Genomic DNA, 14,931 nt, shown 5'->3' with positions numbered 1-14,931 from the left:
TGGGTTCACAGCGCCCTCGCGGAAACTTGTTCTTGGCACCGTTATCTTCAGTTCCCCCCTTTTTGTTAACCAAAGGAAGAACCCCATGAGGCGTTTCTTTTCCTTAGGGTTGCTGTGTCTGCTGTTGTTAAGCGTCACAGTCACCGCCCAGGCACAAACAAGCGCCACCGTTGAGGCTGATGACGCAGCGGCGCTTGAGCTACTAAACGCGCTGGACGTGCGTTCCTATTCCGCCAAAGGCGAAGCGATCAACGCTATTTTGCAAAGCGATGATGAGCGCGCGCGTGATTGGCTGCAGTCCTTGTTGGATGGCCGCTTGCAGCGCACTGACGACGGTCGTTTTGTGGTGGTGCTCGATAATCAAGGTCGCGATTGGCCAGTTGCAGATGCGCTAACCAATGAACCGCTGGGGGAGATGTCCCGCCGCGACCTGGATCGTATTGGCATTAATAACAATTTACGCAACCAGCTACGCAGCGCTATTGCCGTAGTGGATTTGTATTCGCCAAACGTTGAGCGCCGGCGTACTTCAGCCAGCCGACTACTGGGCGAGGTCGATGAAGAGCTGGCCAAACCGCTCAGTCAACTGATCGCTGAGGAAGAAGATGCCGAGGTAGCGCGCAGGCTTACCCAGGCGCTGGCGATTTACCAAGTTGAAAGCGGCGAGCTTGAAGGCGTTGAAACGCTGCGAGGCAGTTTGCATCCACGTGTTCGAGTAGCGCTAAGTCGGGCAGCGAATAGCGATGACCCCGTGATTGCCGATGCCGCCAATGAAGCGCTGAGCAGCATTGAGCAGGATCTCAAAATTAACCGTGGCCTGGAAACGCTCTACTTCGGGCTTTCGCTTGGCTCGGTACTGGTGTTGGCGGCGATTGGCCTGGCCATTACCTTTGGCGTGATGGGCGTTATCAATATGGCTCATGGTGAGCTAATCATGCTGGGCGCTTATACCACCTGGATGATGCAGCAACTGTTGCCCGGCCAGCCAGGGTTGGCGCTAATTCTGTCGATTCCCGCGGGCTTTATGGTGGCCGCGCTGGTGGGCATTGCCATTGAGCGAGGCGTTATTCAGTTCCTGAAGGGCCGTCCGTTGGAAACGTTGCTGGCGACGTTCGGTATCAGCCTGATTTTACAACAGCTGGTGCGAACGGTGATTTCACCGCTAAACCGTACGGTCATAACGCCCGAATGGATGAGCGGTTCATTAGTGATTAACGATGCACTGTCGCTAACTCTTAACCGTATGTTTGTACTCGGTTTTGCACTGGTAGTGTTTGCCGCGCTGATGCTGATTATGCGCCGCACGCGGCTAGGGCTTGAAGTGCGTGCAGTGACCCAAAACCGCGCCATGGCACGTTCCATGGGTATCCGCGCCACGCGGGTCGATATTATGACCTTCGCATTAGGGTCTGGCGTCGCAGGTTTGGCAGGCGTTGCGTTATCACAACTGACCAACGTCGGCCCCAACCTGGGCCAGAACTACATTATTGATTCCTTTATGGTCGTCGTTTTCGGCGGCGTGGGAAATCTATGGGGCACCCTGGTGGCCGGGCTTTCCCTGGGCATTATCAACCAAGTGTTGGAACCCTGGGCAGGCGCCGTGCTGGCCAAAATTATTGTCCTGGTGTTCATCATTCTATTTATTCAAAAACGCCCGCGTGGACTCTTCCCGCAGAAGGGCCGGGCTGCGGAGGGCTAAGCGATGTCATCAACGATCTCATTAATGACGCAATCATCTTCAAGCCAGTTTTGGCTAACCCGCCCGTTTGGCGAACGGGCCACGCAGATTTTTCTTGGTGTTCTGTTTGCCGCCTTGCTGTTGGTTACGGTGCTGCATTTGGCAGTACCCCAAGGCCACCCGCTACATGTCAATGCTTACACCGTGAACCTGTTCGGTAAGTACTTAAGTTACGCGTTGCTAGCAGTGGCGGTGGATTTGGTATGGGGCTATTTGGGTATTCTGAGCCTGGGCCACGGGGCATTTTTTGCCATTGGCGGTTACGCCATGGGCATGTACCTGATGCGCCAAATTGGTGACCGCGGTACTTACGGCGACCCGGTACTGCCGGATTTTATGGTGTTTCTCAACTGGGACAGCCTGCCCTGGTACTGGCTCGGATTTGATATGGCCTGGTTTGCGTTTGCCATGGTGCTGTTGGCTCCTGGGTTATTAGCATTGGTATTCGGCTTTCTAGCGTTTCGCTCGCGGGTCACTGGGGTGTATCTGTCGATTATTACCCAGGCGCTGACCTTTGCCCTGATGCTGGCATTTTTCCGCAATGAGATGGGCTTTGGTGGCAACAACGGGCTGACCGATTTCCGCGAATTGCTGGGCTACAACCTGCGCAGCAACGACACCCGCTTAGGGCTGTTTATTGCCACCGGCGTTGCGCTGGCGCTGGGCTACATCCTGTGTCGGGCGATTGTTACCAGCAAACTAGGCCGGGTATGTGTGGCAACCCGGGACGCCGAGGCGCGTACGCGGTTTATTGGCTACCGGGTCGAGCGCTTCCAGCTATTTGTATTCGTGGTTTCCGCCATGCTGGCAGGCTTGGCTGGCGCGCTTTATGTCCCTCAGGTAGGGATTATCAACCCCAGTGAGTTCTCACCGATTTTCTCAATTGAAATTGTGCTGTGGGTGGCACTGGGTGGCCGCGCCACGCTTTATGGAGCGGTTATCGGGGCGATCTTAGTTAACTACGCCAAAACAATTTTCACCGGCGTGATGCCGGATGCATGGCTGTTTGCCCTGGGCGCGATGTTTGTCTTGGTCACGGTGTTGCTACCCAAAGGCGTGGCGGGATTATTGCTCCACCTAAAACGCCGCAAAAAATCCGCTACCTTGCCGAAGGAGGCTACCGCATGAGCTTGTTGCAATCGCTAACCACGCGGGATCGGGTATTTGATTTTATGGCGCCTCAGGCATCACCGGTGGATGTGCGCCATGGCCCGATTCTGTATATGGAAGATGTCTCGGTGAGCTTCGATGGCTTCAAGGCAATCAATAACTTAAACCTGACTATTGATGACGGTGAACTGCGCTGCATTATCGGCCCTAACGGGGCCGGTAAAACCACCATGATGGACATCATTACTGGCAAAACGCGCCCCAACGCAGGCAGCGTGTGGTTTGGTAGCCGTCATAACCTGCTGCAAATGAATGAGCCGGATATCGCTAGCTTGGGAATCGGTCGTAAGTTTCAAAAGCCCACGGTCTTTGAAGCGCTAAGTGTGTTTGAAAACCTGGAGTTGGCGATGGCCGCCGACAAGCGTATTTTTCCCACGCTGACTGCCCGCATGAGCGGTGAAATTAAAGACCGCATCGATGAAGTGCTTGAAACGATTGGCCTGACCGAGCTGCGTTACCAGCCAGCAGGGATTCTTTCCCACGGCCAAAAGCAGTGGCTGGAAATTGGCATGCTGCTAATGCAGCGCCCGCGTTTACTGCTGGTAGATGAACCGGTTGCCGGGATGACCGAGCAAGAGATGGAGCGCACCGCTGAGCTGCTGACGGGCCTGGCGGGTAAGCAGTCGGTGGTTGTGGTCGAGCATGACATGGGCTTTGTACGCTCCATTGCCCGTAAAGTGACCGTATTGCACCAAGGCAGCGTGCTGGCGGAAGGCAGTATGGATCAGGTTTCAAGCGACCCTAACGTGGTTGAGGTGTATCTGGGTGCGGACGACGAGGAGGCTGCCTAATGCTGGCGATTGAAAAACTTAACCAGTTCTACGGGGAAAGCCACACCTTGTGGGATCTAGACCTCGATGTGCCTGAAGGCCAGTGCACTTGCGTGATGGGCCGCAACGGGGTGGGTAAAACCACCTTAATGAAAGCCATTATGGGCGAAGTGGCCGTAAAGAGCGGCCAGCTGCGCTATCAGGGTGAGGGCAGCGACATTGAGCTGACCAAAAAAGCCGTTGAGGCACGTTCCCGCTTGGGCATTGGCTTTGTCCCCCAGGGACGGCAGATTTTTCCGCTGCTCAGCGTGGAAGAAAATCTACGCACCGGCTTGGCAGCGCGCAGTGATGGGCTGAAAAAAATCCCCGAGCGTATCTATGAACTGTTCCCGGTTTTAAAAGAGATGAAGCATCGCCGTGGCGGTGACTTATCTGGTGGGCAACAGCAGCAGCTCGCCATCGGTCGCGCGCTGGTAATAGAGCCCAAGCTGCTGATTTTGGATGAACCCGGGGAGGGCATTCAGCCCAATATTGTGGCGCAAATCGGTCAGGTGATTCGCCAGTTGATCAAAGAAGATGGCCTAACGGTGCTACTGGTCGAGCAGAAGCTACCCTTTGCCCGCAAGTACGCCGACCGCTTTGTGATTATGAATCGTGGCCGTCCGGTGGCCAAAGGCGAAATCGCCGAGCTTTCCAACGAACTGATCAAACAGCACTTGACTGTTTAAGTTATCCACACCTACGCCTGTTTGGCTGGCGCAGGTGAGGTGTGCATATTGACAAGCCTAGTTGTGAAAAAACAACGGGTGCCAGGACAAGCGCATCGCTTGTTTCAGCTATCTAGAAGTCTAACGAGGCCGAAAACATAAAGGTGCGGGGGGCTCCTAGCGCAAGGCTTGAGAGTTGTGGCATGGCCCAGTACGCCTTATCGGTTACATTGTCGATAGTGGCGCGCAGCGTCAACGGGTAGCTGGAAAGGTGAGTAGTATAGCGTGCACCAACGTCGTAAATGGTGTGTCCAGGAACCGACAAGGAATTGTCACTATTAATATACTGCTCTGACATCGCGGTGGCATTAGCGGTCAGTGTTAGCCCTGGTGCTGCGGATAGATCCCATTCAGCGCCTAGCTTGGCTTGAAGGTCGGGCACACCAGTGGCCTGACTACCTTGGTTTTCATCGCTAGCGGCGCGGGTGACTTTAGGGTCTACATAGGCGATCCCACCCATTAAGCGGAGGTTACTAAGGGGGCTGCCGAAGAAGTTCCACTCCGCTCCTCGGTTACGCTGCTCACCGCCAAACGAGAAGATATTAGTTTCCAGGTCGGTGTAACTGCTGGGCCGCTTGATTTCATAAAGGCTAAGTGTATGTGAGAAATCGCCTAGGTCAAACTTCACCCCAATCTCGTTTTGTTTGGTCTTGTAAGGCTCAAATACCTCACCAGCATTGGCAGCACTCATAGGTGCCGTGGCCCCCTGACTGAGCCCCTCGATATAGTTGGCGTAGAGTGATACCTGGTCGGTGGCTCTGAAGAGTAGCGCTGCGGCGGGGGTGACCGCGCTTTCATCATAGCGGGAGATGCGTGCGCCGCTCGTTACGCTGTAGGCGTCGCTCACTACCTCCTGGCGTCGGGCGCCGAGGGTCAGTTGTAGGCGATCATCGGCAAATGAAATCGTGTCCGCCAAGCCATAGCTGTTCAAGCGTAGCTCTGTATGCATGATGTGTGGGGTGATAAATTCGGCAGCGGCGCCCCACTGCGGATCGTATAGGTTGGTGACCCAGTCCGCACCGGGGACAGTTCTGCGCCCGTAGTCGTGCTGCTCATGCTCGTAATGAGTGGCATTGACGCTAATGGCATGGCTGACGGCGCCGGTCTGGAAATGACCGCGAACCCCGACTTCCGCCGATGTTTTTTCGACATCGAAGGCGAGCTGACCAATGCTTGTGCGATAGTTGCCTTGATCATCAAGCACCTGGGAGGACATGGCACCGTTGTAGGTGTAATTCGTTTCGCTTCGACCGATCGCTGCGTACCCCATGATCTCGTCGGTAAAGTCGAATTCGCCACGTAATATGGCCCCCTTGTCGCGCGTGTTGGCAAAGGCCCAGTCAGGGTTGATCAGCGTATCGGAGTCGGGAGGTGTCGGTACTGCCAGGCCGGGGGCCAGGTTGATACCCCGAACGGGGCCATCGATATGGTCGTCCGCACTGTACAAGTCGGCTGACAGCCGAGCTTGTTCTCCGCGCCAGTCCAGCCCCAGAGCACCCATTTGAACCCTGGGTTTCTGGTTATCCACAGCCCCCTCGCCGTCCCGGTAGACGCCGTTGAAGCGAACGCCAAACTGCTGGTTGTCCCCCAGGCGTCGGCCAACATCAAGGTGCCCACCAAGCTGCGCATCGGACATGTACGTGGTGGTGAAACGCGTCAGCGGCTCATCGTCAGCCCGTTTGGGAACTAGGTTGATAGCACCACCAACGGAGCCTCCAGGGGGCATTCCGTTAAGCAATGCAGAAGGCCCTTTGAGCACCTCAATACGTGAGAACATCTCGGGGGATGTACGGTAGTAGGGGGCCATCCCGGCAAGGCCATCAAATGTCATGTCAGTGGTGCTGGAATTGAATCCACGGATCGAGTAACTCTCGCTCCAGGCACTGGTGACGCCATTACTGAATACACTCGGATCGGTCGCCGCAATGACATCGGCAATATTCTGGGCTTGTTGATCCTGGATGAAGCGATCCGTATAGCTGATGGCATTGAAAGGCGTTTCCATAAAGTCCTTGTTGCCCAGAAAGCCCGCTCGATTGCTATAGGTCACCTGATCACCTGCATAGGTATCGTTTACTGACGTTGCTTCACCGTGTACGGTGACCGGCGCCAAGGCCACAGCATTACGCGCCTCGCTGTGCTCGGTGTCCTCGGCAGTTTGGGCAAGCGCCTGTGAAGAAAGCAGCATGAGAGCACTCGCGCTCAGGGCTAACGGAAATGCGTTCCGGGCGAGTAATGGGGGGCTTAAACAGGCAGCCGCGAGGCGCAGTGGAGCTCTTGCCCATTCTGGTTGTGTTTTAGGGGGGGGAGGTAAGGCCATGTCGGTCTCCTTTTATATCAGACAGGCGGAGCTACGCCGCTCCAGTCGAGCCGTCGTTGGAACGCTCGATACAGCAGTCGGCTAGATCGTTTTTGAAGTGCTTTGGTTGGTTAAGTCTCTAGTCGCGATACCCATCGATAATGTCATCCGCGATGATCTCTAGGGCGCTCACGCTGGCGGCGGTGACATACCAAGCTTCGGGATCGACATAGATCACCCGGTTATTTCGCCAAGCGCTGGTTTGGCGTATTAGAGGGTTTGCCATGCTGCTGGCATCCATGGTGGGCCGGTGTTCCATTATGGCAGTACGATCCACGACATAAATGATGTCGGGGTCGGCCTGTTGAATGAATTCGCTGGAGACAGGCTGGCCGTGCATGCTGGTATCGATGCCGGGAGCCGCAGGCTCAACGCCTAGCTCGGTGAAGATGAAACCGTAGCGCGACTGCACACCGAAGGAGTTGAAAGCGCCATTGTTATGCAGCAGGATGAGCGCTCTCTCTGACCGACCTTGGGTAACACGCCTAACCTTCTCGACAGTACTGTCCAACTCGGCCGTGCGCTGACGGGCCAGTGTCTCCTTGCCAAAGATCTTCCCAAGATCGATGAGATGGTCTTTGATAACGTCAATGTGGTTGCTCTGGCTGTTACGGTAATCCACGTCGAAGTGGAGCGTTGGCGCGATTTGAGCTAATTCGTGATAATGGTTGGCCTGTAACGATGTCATGAGAATTAGATCAGGGTTGGCTCGATGCACCCGCTCAAGGTTGGGGCGCACGATAGAGCCCAGGTCTTCAACCGCCGGATTGTGTCGATGCTCCTCGAGAAAATGGGGAATAAAGTCCTTCGGCATACCCACCACTGGAACGTCCAACTGATCCAAAAAGTCGACTTCATTCATGTCTAATGCCGCTACCCGGTGTGGACGGTGGTCGATCACAGTGCTTCCCAACACGTGTTGAATCGTTAGCGGTGTCATAGCCTCCTGTGGGGGCATGTCATTGGTCTGATCGCACCCTTGCATCAATGCCATCGAAGCGAGAAAGAGGAGGTGTGCCAGGCGGCGGCTGTTGAGATATCGCGTCATACCAGATTTCCTGAGGGCTTGAAGTAATTGCATAGATAGCCGCGCTCGTTATGGGCGACGTCGAAGTTCAGTCCATAAAGCTCACTCAAGCGCTGCTCGGTGATGACGTCGGCGACGTTGCCATCGCAATGCACAGCCCCTCCCTTCATGGCGACAATGTAATCGGAGTAGTTGGCGGCAAAGTTGATGTCATGGACGACCAGAATGACCGTTCGTCCATATTCATCGCAGAGGCGGCGAAGGGCCTGCATGATCTGAACGGCATGCTTGATATCGAGGTTGTTCAGAGGCTCGTCGAGCAGTAGGTAATCGGTTTGCTGCGCAATGGTCATGGCCAGGAACGCCATCTGACGCTGGCCACCGCTGAGCTCATTCAGATAAGCTCCGCGTAGAGCCGTCAGCGATAGAAAGGACAGGGCATCATCGATCACTTGATGATCATGCTGGGTGAGCGTGCCGTGGGTGTAAGGAAAGCGACCAAAGGCGACCAACTCCTCGACGGTCAGGCGCAGGTTGAATTCAGGCGTTTGTCTCAGCGTGGCCACCCGCTTGGCAAACTCGCCGATGCGAATGTTCTCTACCGGGGAGCCGTCAAGCTGGATGACTCCTTGAGAAGGCTTTAGCAGTCTTGCGATCATCATCAGCAGGGTCGTTTTGCCTGCCCCGTTTGGGCCCACCAGTGACGTCAATTGACCCGTCGGGAAGCGGAGATTGATAGCCGATAGCACTGTGCGGCTAGCATAGGTTTTATGAAGGTCTTGAACCGTAATCATGCCGTGCCCCGCGTCCGCACCATCAGCGACAGGAAGTAAGCCCCACATACGAGGTTGACGAGAATGCTGACGGTGGTTTTGTAGTTAAAGAGATGTTCGACCAGCAGTTGGGCGAGGAGGAAAGTGGCGATGGAGATGGCGCATCCTAAAGGCAGTGTGACTCGATGCCGGTAGGTGCCTGCCAGCGCGTAGGCAGTATTGGCCACGAAAATACCCATGAATGCCGTGGGGCCAAGCAGGCTGGTTGAGATGGCTACCAGCGCGGCAATCAAGAAAAGCTGGCGTTGTACGCGGCGTCGATAGTCGATGCCGAGCGAGATGGCCTGCTCCCGGCCTAGCAACAGCACGTCGAGCACCGGAAGGGCCTTGTAGCCCACCAGACAGATCGTGACCACGATGGAGGTAGCGTAGAGCAGTTGTGCAGCGCTGGCTTTGCCGAAAGTGGCTTGGCTGTACCCCAGCAGAATGGAAAATTCGCCCGGGCTCATCTTGAGCTGAATGAACTGCGTAAGGGTGGTAATGACCATTGTCAGCACCAGTCCGACTAGCAGCAGGAAATAGACGTTGTCTCTACCATCGCGAAACAGCCAGCGATGCAGCACCCAGGAGTAGCCAAGCATCAGCAGCATAGAGAGTATGACGTTGCCGTGCTCGCCGAGTACCACCAGACTGCGGGTGCCCAGCATCAGCATCAACAGAGCCTGAAACAGCAGATAGATGGACTCGTAGCCCATGATGGCGGGCGTTAATATCCGGTTGCCGGTAAGACTTTGAAACGCAATGGACGACCAAGCGACGCAGATGCCGCCGATCACCATAGTGGCCAAGCGTTCCAGTCGTTTCGGAATGACATAGTCGAAGTCGAGTCCTGAGCGCACGAAGATAAAAGCGAGCGCTAGAACGATCACGGCTGCCCAAACGGTGTGGCGAGTCTTGGCTGTCATCGTTGTGCTCTCCCGATAATCAAGATCAGAAACAGCACTCCCCCAACGCAAGCCGTTGTTAAGCCGATGGGCACTTCAAAGGGGTAAATCAGCAGCCGACTCACAATGTCGCAGGCCAGCAGCAAGGTTGCCCCCGACAGTGCTACTACTGGCAGTGTGCGAGTCAGGTTATCGCCGTAGTAGAGCGCCACCAAATTGGGAATCACTAAGCCGACAAAGGGCATGGCGCCCACAGCGATGACCGTGACCGAGACCGTGATGGCCACCAGCATCAATCCTAGTATGGCGATGGCAAGATAATTCATGCCTAGGCTCACCGCCGCCGCCTCACCCATGCCCAGTACCGTGAAGCGATGGGCGTAGAGGTAGGTAAGCATCACGACCGGCAGAATGAGGTAGATGATTTCGTAATGGCCTTGCACGATCTTTGAAAAGTCGCCCAGTAACCAGCCCTGCATGCTTTGCAAGATGTTATGGCGGTAGGCGTAGAACTCGGCAAGGGCGCTTAGCATGCCGCCGTACATCAAACCGATGACGGGAATCAGCACGCTGTTGGTGAACTTGATGCGGCGAACAATAGTGATAAATACGACATTTGCAGCGAAGCAAAAGAGCAGCGCGGCAAGCATTCGTAATCCAGCGCCAGCTGCAGGCATTAGGGTTAGCGATACGAGAATGCCCAGTTTAGCTGCATCAAGCCCGCCCGAGGTGGCTGGCTCCACGAACTTGTTACGCACGATGTGCTGCAGAATCACGCCGCAAATCGACAGACCTACACCAGTCAAAATAACGGTGATGAGACGCGGCAGTCGGCTGGCTGTGAGCGTCAACCAGGCATCATCCGACAGAGTGATTAGTTGGTGCCAACTCAACTGCTGCGCGCCTATCAGTAACGATACTCCGCAAAGCAATACAAACAGACAAGGCAGATACCCACGCATCAGGTGTCTTCTCTCCCTTCTGCATTCGGTGTAATGCGCCATGTTTTAGCGGCCTGGCGCTGGCCAAGAAAGGTGGCGTAATGCCCTTTGTGGACGAGTAGTTCAGCGGGTGCACCCTGCTCCACGACGCGGCCGTTATCCAGTACGATGATCTGGTCGGCCATGGCCACGGTAGATAGCTGATGAGCGATCACTAATAGCGTACGTTGACCACGCAGCCGTGCCAGTGTCTGAGTAATGATGGCCTGGTGCTGTGGATCCAGTGCGGCCGTCGCTTCGTCTACCAGCAAGATGGGAGCATCTTTGATCAGTGCTCGAGCGATCGCGATGCGCTGACGTTCTCCGCCGGAAAGGCGGACACCTGCTTCGCCCACCGGCGTGTTTAGCCCCTGGGGTAAGCGTTCGAGTATCTCTGTGACGCCCGCAAGATTTGCCGCTTCCATTAGCTCGGCATCGCTGGCTTCGGGGCGGCCAAAGCGTATGTTGTCGGCTATGCTGCCAGCAAACAGATGGCTCTCCTGGAGGATCTGGCTAACATAGCCTGCCAACTGAGCACTGGACATGTCGCGCACGTCGACACCGCCAATGAAAACGCGGCCTTGGTCGACATCGAAAAAACGTGCCACAAGGCGTGCGATAGTGGTCTTGCCCGAGCCCGATTCGCCGATCAATGCCGTCATGCTGCCGGGCTTGACCGACAGACTCACTCCGTTGAGCACATTGGGCGCATCTGCGGCATAGCGAAAATGTACTGCGTGAAGTTCGATAGAGGTATCACGCGGCGGCTGAGGCGTGGTTGTCTCGGGTAAGGGCGATGCGTCGAAAACAGTTTTTATTGTCTCCAACTGCCCTTTGGCGCTGCGTAGAACGTCGCTATGCTGGGCCACATCAAGCAACGGCTCGATAAACCGGCTGATCAGCAACAGCGCCACAATAACACTGGTGACGTCAGGTGCCTTCAGCGGCTCACCCAGCAGCGTATTGATCCACACCATGATGGTGATCAGCAGGGCAGCAAATACCGCCTGCACTGCCCATGTATTGAGTAGCGCCGATAAAGCCGAAAGGCAGGCTAGCCTTGTGCCGGAATGGTGCTGCTTCTCCAGTGCGTTCTCCAGAAAGCGCGTACTCTGGCCTTCGCCGCTGAAGGCGCGTAATACCGCCTGCGCATTGGCAAATTCGACTACCCGCTGGCTGGTTTCGGAGAAGTTCTGCTGGAAGGCTCGGTCGGCGTGACGGGTGAGCTTGGAAGTGAGCCATAACACGCTCACCAGTGGCGCTAATGCTATCAGTGCTGCGATACCGAGCGGCGTGTGCAGCGCTAACAGAGCGATTAGGATGACCAGTGGCACGACCAGGCCGGTGATCACCGGTGTGAAAACGTGGGCGGGAAGCTGGGCTACCGCCATTATACCTTGAGTCACTACATGGTTAAGACGCGCAGTATTGGTGCTGGTAAACCAGCCAACGGGCAGGCGAGCTACATGGCTGCCTAGACGGTGACGCCCAGACTGCAGGACGGCGACGCCCACACGAACGCCCGCCTTCTCTACATGTGATCGCACTAACCAGCACGCGAGAATACCTAGCAGCAGTATGACCAACCATACGGTGGCGTTGGTCGAATCTCCGGACATCAAATAGGTGATGATGGGGATAAATGTCAGGATTGTGACACCGCTAAGCAGGCCATAGCCAATCGCTAGCCCGAGATAACGACGTAAGAGTACGGCGTCCTCGCCGAGCAGATGAGTCAGTATTTTCAGCACGTTGGTACCTCTGATTCCAGCGTTGAGGTGGCGTTGCTCAAGGCCCAAAGGCGGGCATATAGGCCATGTTGAGTGAGAAGGTGGTCATGGTTGCCCTGCTCGACGATCATGCCGTCATCGAGTACCAGGATCAGATCGGCGTATCGGGTCGTATCGAGTCGATGGGAGATAACGATCAGCGTGCGTCCACGGGTTAGCCGAGCTAGCGCTTCCTGAATGACCAGTTCGCTACTCGCGTCGACTGCTGCGGTTGCCTCATCCAGTACCAGTAGCGGAGGATCAAGCAGAATGGCGCGGGCAATGCTCACACGCTGCTGTTCACCACCAGACAGTTGGGTGGCGTCGTCAACGACAGTGTCATAGCCATCGGGTAATGCGACGATGCGCTCGTGAATGTTCGCCGCGCGGGCCGCGTCCTCAATCTCTTGCTGGCTGGCGGAAGGGCGGCCCAAGGCAATGTTGTCGCGGATACTGGCATGGATAAGGCGGACGTCCTGCAGGACAAAACCGATATGTTGGTAAAGTGTCGCCGTTGAGAGCTGGCGCAGATCCACGCCGCCTAAGGTGATGCGCCCCTGGGTGGGATCAAAGAAGCGCAATAGAAGTCGTGCCAAAGTCGACTTGCCCGCTCCGGATGGCCCAACAATCGCAGTGACACTTCCTGTGGCAAAGGTGACGTCGAGATTCGAGAGCCCACGATGTTCGTTATCATAGGCGTAACTCACATTGTCGAAACGAATTTCGCTGTTTGCAGGCAGTGTCTGCTGGTCGGAGAGAGGCGCTTGCAAGATAGGCGTTTCAAGTAGTGCCATGACGCGTTGCGCAGCGCCGGTTGCACTGCCCAGATCGTGCAGCAGGGTATGCAGAAGCAGCAAAGGGGCACAGATACCTGGCGCCACCAGAATGAACGGCACCAAGTCGACGGGAGTCGTCCAGCCGTTGACGACAGAAATCGTTCCGCACAGCAGCGTCAGTCCCAATATCGTCATCGGCGTTACCATCGCATGAACATGAGCCATGGAAGCGACCAACGGGCGGGTAAAGCGATCAAATGCATCGGCGAAGCTATCCACTGCGTCCTGATAGCCGCGATAGGCCTGTCCGGTGGTGCCGAACGTCTTCACGACGGGGATGCCGCTAACGAACTCATTGATGGCGCTGTTCATGTGCTCGAGCCGTATTACGAATTCTCCCATGTTGGCTTTGCTGGATTGCATGAGCCGATGCAGAAACAGAAAGAAGCCGGGCAGGGGCAATAGGGTTATCACAGCGATTCGCCAATCCAGCACAAGCAGATAAACCACCGAGATCGACAAGGCCCCAAGCGCGCGCCCGACGGCAGTGTAGAAGTGCGCGGTCAGGCTGTGCAGCGTCGCAATGTCATCCTGCATTGCTTGCTTGACCTGCCCGGAGGTTTGGCCGGTAAACCAGCCAAGCGGCGTCTGGGCCAAGCGCCTGAGAACGGCCTGACGTAGATGGTGTGTCAGACGGTTATCCGCCAGATGCGCGATCAGCTCGCCGAGGAACATGCTTCCCATGCCGATGAAGACGCTGACGATACTGGCCGTTACCACCCATACGATGTCGCGTTCGTTGCTCGCAGATAACTCCCAGGCTTGGTCTGAAGCGGTAGCGAGGATCTGCGCGATGTGCGCCATGCCGGCTAGCGGTACCATCGTGAATATTGTGCCGATGCCCGCCAGAGTGGCTGCTATGAGGAGCCGTGTGCGGATGGGGGCCAGTATTCGGCTGATAGAGCCTTGGGCAGTCGACGTAGTTTGCGTGTTCATGAATCGTTGCTACTCGGTCATGGGACGTTTAAGTGGTTACTCTCAGAGTCATCAAGTCGAAAGAACCGGTATTGCCACTGGATAGAAACGCGAATTAATCGCGTTTGTGAGATTAATTGAAAATTAGTTTAGTGTCTATAAACTAATTAAAATAGTTGCATGCTAATAAACTAATTGACCCTAGTGGAAGGGGCATGGCTTGATAGAGGGCGCTATCTAAAGGAGTGTGTTATGGCAGCGCGACCAGCATCTAAAGTACGAGGGCGGCCGCCCATCATTACGCGTGAGCGTATTGCGAATGCGGGTGTCGAGATTGGCCTACCCAATATCACCTTTGTGGGAGTGGCCGCCGCGTTGGGCGTTAGCCATATGGCGCTTTACAAGCACGTTGCTAACCTCAAAGCGCTGAAGGTGGTGGTGGCCGAAGAAATCTTTCGACGCTGGAGAATTCCGCGTGCGCGTCGAGATGAGCCCGAAGAGCTGCAGGCGTATCTGTTCACCTTTGCCATGTCGATAGCCGAGTTCGTTAAAGTACACCCAGGGCTGACGCCCTACGTGATCCGCCGTCTGGCGGCGACCCAACCCATGATTGAAAAAATACATGAGCACCAAGCGCATATTGCCGAGATCTATGAAATTTCCCAGTTACAGGCACGTTGGCTTCTGGCGACGGTAGCCTTTCACTGTTTTGCCGTAGCGGACACGATTTACTCGGTGATGGGGCAGGAGCCTGTTGAGGCAGTAGATCATGCCGTAGAAGAGGCGGAACTGGAGGCAGAACTGGAGCAAGGTATTCAGGCGCTCATTGCCGGGGCTATCGCCATGCTGGATGATCATCCGCAGGGGCAGAGCTGAATAATAT

At 55.6% G+C, this 14,931-nt stretch carries 12 protein-coding genes; 5 read left to right on the top strand and 7 right to left on the bottom strand.

Annotated elements, in window-relative coordinates; translation table 11 throughout:
- The first annotated feature begins 85 nt into the window (after positions 1–85).
- Genes urtB through urtE form a run of 4 tightly spaced genes read left to right on the top strand, consistent with a single transcriptional unit; the run spans position 86 to position 4,406 of the window.
- Positions 86–1,699: an urea ABC transporter permease subunit UrtB gene (gene urtB, locus NF683_RS05955; protein WP_253921544.1), complete on the top strand. Its 1,614-nt coding sequence runs from the start codon at positions 86–88 to the stop codon at positions 1,697–1,699.
- A gap of 24 nt (positions 1,700–1,723) precedes the next feature.
- Positions 1,724–2,866, top strand: a complete 1,143-nt coding sequence (gene urtC / locus NF683_RS05950; protein WP_253921543.1) for an urea ABC transporter permease subunit UrtC — start codon at positions 1,724–1,726, stop codon at positions 2,864–2,866.
- On the top strand, positions 2,863–3,699 hold the full coding sequence (gene urtD, locus NF683_RS05945) for an urea ABC transporter ATP-binding protein UrtD (protein WP_253921542.1): 837 nt from the start codon (positions 2,863–2,865) through the stop codon (positions 3,697–3,699). Before urtC ends, urtD begins: the two co-directional genes overlap by 4 nt.
- On the top strand, positions 3,699–4,406 hold the full coding sequence (gene urtE / locus NF683_RS05940; RefSeq protein ID WP_089040334.1) for an urea ABC transporter ATP-binding subunit UrtE: 708 nt from the start codon (positions 3,699–3,701) through the stop codon (positions 4,404–4,406). The genes urtD and urtE overlap by 1 nt, the downstream gene beginning before the upstream one ends.
- Before the next feature lie 112 nt (positions 4,407–4,518).
- Here the strand turns inward: urtE and NF683_RS05935 are convergent, their stop codons facing one another.
- The 7 genes from NF683_RS05935 to NF683_RS05905 form a co-directional block, all read right to left on the bottom strand.
- Positions 4,519–6,633 carry a TonB-dependent receptor gene (locus tag NF683_RS05935; protein WP_089040978.1) on the bottom strand — a complete coding sequence of 705 codons (2,115 nt, stop codon included), beginning with the start codon at positions 6,631–6,633 and terminating at the stop codon, positions 4,519–4,521.
- 250 nt (positions 6,634–6,883) lie between these two features.
- On the bottom strand, positions 6,884–7,852 hold the full coding sequence (locus NF683_RS05930) for a siderophore ABC transporter substrate-binding protein (protein WP_198361389.1): 969 nt from the start codon (positions 7,850–7,852) through the stop codon (positions 6,884–6,886).
- Complete coding sequence (locus NF683_RS05925) at positions 7,849–8,625, bottom strand: iron ABC transporter ATP-binding protein (protein ID WP_089040336.1); 777 nt, start codon at positions 8,623–8,625, stop codon at positions 7,849–7,851. The genes NF683_RS05930 and NF683_RS05925 overlap by 4 nt, the downstream gene beginning before the upstream one ends.
- On the bottom strand, positions 8,622–9,569 hold the full coding sequence (locus NF683_RS05920) for an iron chelate uptake ABC transporter family permease subunit (RefSeq protein WP_089040337.1): 948 nt from the start codon (positions 9,567–9,569) through the stop codon (positions 8,622–8,624). The genes NF683_RS05925 and NF683_RS05920 overlap by 4 nt, the downstream gene beginning before the upstream one ends.
- Positions 9,566–10,510, bottom strand: a complete 945-nt coding sequence (locus tag NF683_RS05915) for an ABC transporter permease (protein WP_089040338.1) — start codon at positions 10,508–10,510, stop codon at positions 9,566–9,568. The genes NF683_RS05920 and NF683_RS05915 overlap by 4 nt, the downstream gene beginning before the upstream one ends.
- A complete protein-coding gene (locus NF683_RS05910; RefSeq protein ID WP_089040339.1) occupies positions 10,510–12,279 on the bottom strand; it encodes an ABC transporter ATP-binding protein in 1,770 nt (589 codons plus the stop codon). The genes NF683_RS05915 and NF683_RS05910 overlap by 1 nt, the downstream gene beginning before the upstream one ends.
- Positions 12,273–14,069, bottom strand: coding sequence for an ABC transporter ATP-binding protein (locus NF683_RS05905; protein ID WP_089040340.1), 1,797 nt, complete (start codon positions 14,067–14,069; stop codon positions 12,273–12,275). Before NF683_RS05905 ends, NF683_RS05910 begins: the two co-directional genes overlap by 7 nt.
- Before the next feature lie 231 nt (positions 14,070–14,300).
- Here NF683_RS05905 and NF683_RS05900 point away from each other — a divergent pair, with 231 nt between their 5' ends.
- Entirely contained in the window at positions 14,301–14,924 is a 624-nt protein-coding gene (locus tag NF683_RS05900; protein ID WP_089040341.1) for a TetR/AcrR family transcriptional regulator, read from the top strand.
- Positions 14,925–14,931 lie beyond the last annotated feature (7 nt).

This window comes from Halomonas sp. MS1 (assembly GCF_024182575.1).
In the GTDB taxonomy this organism is placed as follows: Bacteria; Pseudomonadota; Gammaproteobacteria; order Pseudomonadales; family Halomonadaceae; genus Vreelandella.
Note: the sequence above shows the minus strand (reverse complement) of the source record. Positions and strands in the feature narration are given on the sequence as shown.

Coding starts and splice junctions, on each gene's coding strand:
- NF683_RS05915 (WP_089040338.1), bottom strand. CDS start 10,510: ATGCGTGGGTATCTGCCTTGTCTGTTTGTATTGCTTTGCGGAGTATCG.
- NF683_RS05925 (WP_089040336.1), bottom strand. CDS start 8,625: ATGATTACGGTTCAAGACCTTCATAAAACCTATGCTAGCCGCACAGTG.
- urtB (WP_253921544.1), top strand. CDS start 86: ATGAGGCGTTTCTTTTCCTTAGGGTTGCTGTGTCTGCTGTTGTTAAGC.
- NF683_RS05900 (WP_089040341.1), top strand. CDS start 14,301: ATGGCAGCGCGACCAGCATCTAAAGTACGAGGGCGGCCGCCCATCATT.
- urtE (WP_089040334.1), top strand. CDS start 3,699: ATGCTGGCGATTGAAAAACTTAACCAGTTCTACGGGGAAAGCCACACC.
- NF683_RS05905 (WP_089040340.1), bottom strand. CDS start 14,069: ATGAACACGCAAACTACGTCGACTGCCCAAGGCTCTATCAGCCGAATA.
- NF683_RS05920 (WP_089040337.1), bottom strand. CDS start 9,569: ATGACAGCCAAGACTCGCCACACCGTTTGGGCAGCCGTGATCGTTCTA.
- NF683_RS05935 (WP_089040978.1), bottom strand. CDS start 6,633: ATGCTGCTTTCTTCACAGGCGCTTGCCCAAACTGCCGAGGACACCGAG.
- urtC (WP_253921543.1), top strand. CDS start 1,724: ATGACGCAATCATCTTCAAGCCAGTTTTGGCTAACCCGCCCGTTTGGC.
- NF683_RS05930 (WP_198361389.1), bottom strand. CDS start 7,852: ATGACGCGATATCTCAACAGCCGCCGCCTGGCACACCTCCTCTTTCTC.
- urtD (WP_253921542.1), top strand. CDS start 2,863: ATGAGCTTGTTGCAATCGCTAACCACGCGGGATCGGGTATTTGATTTT.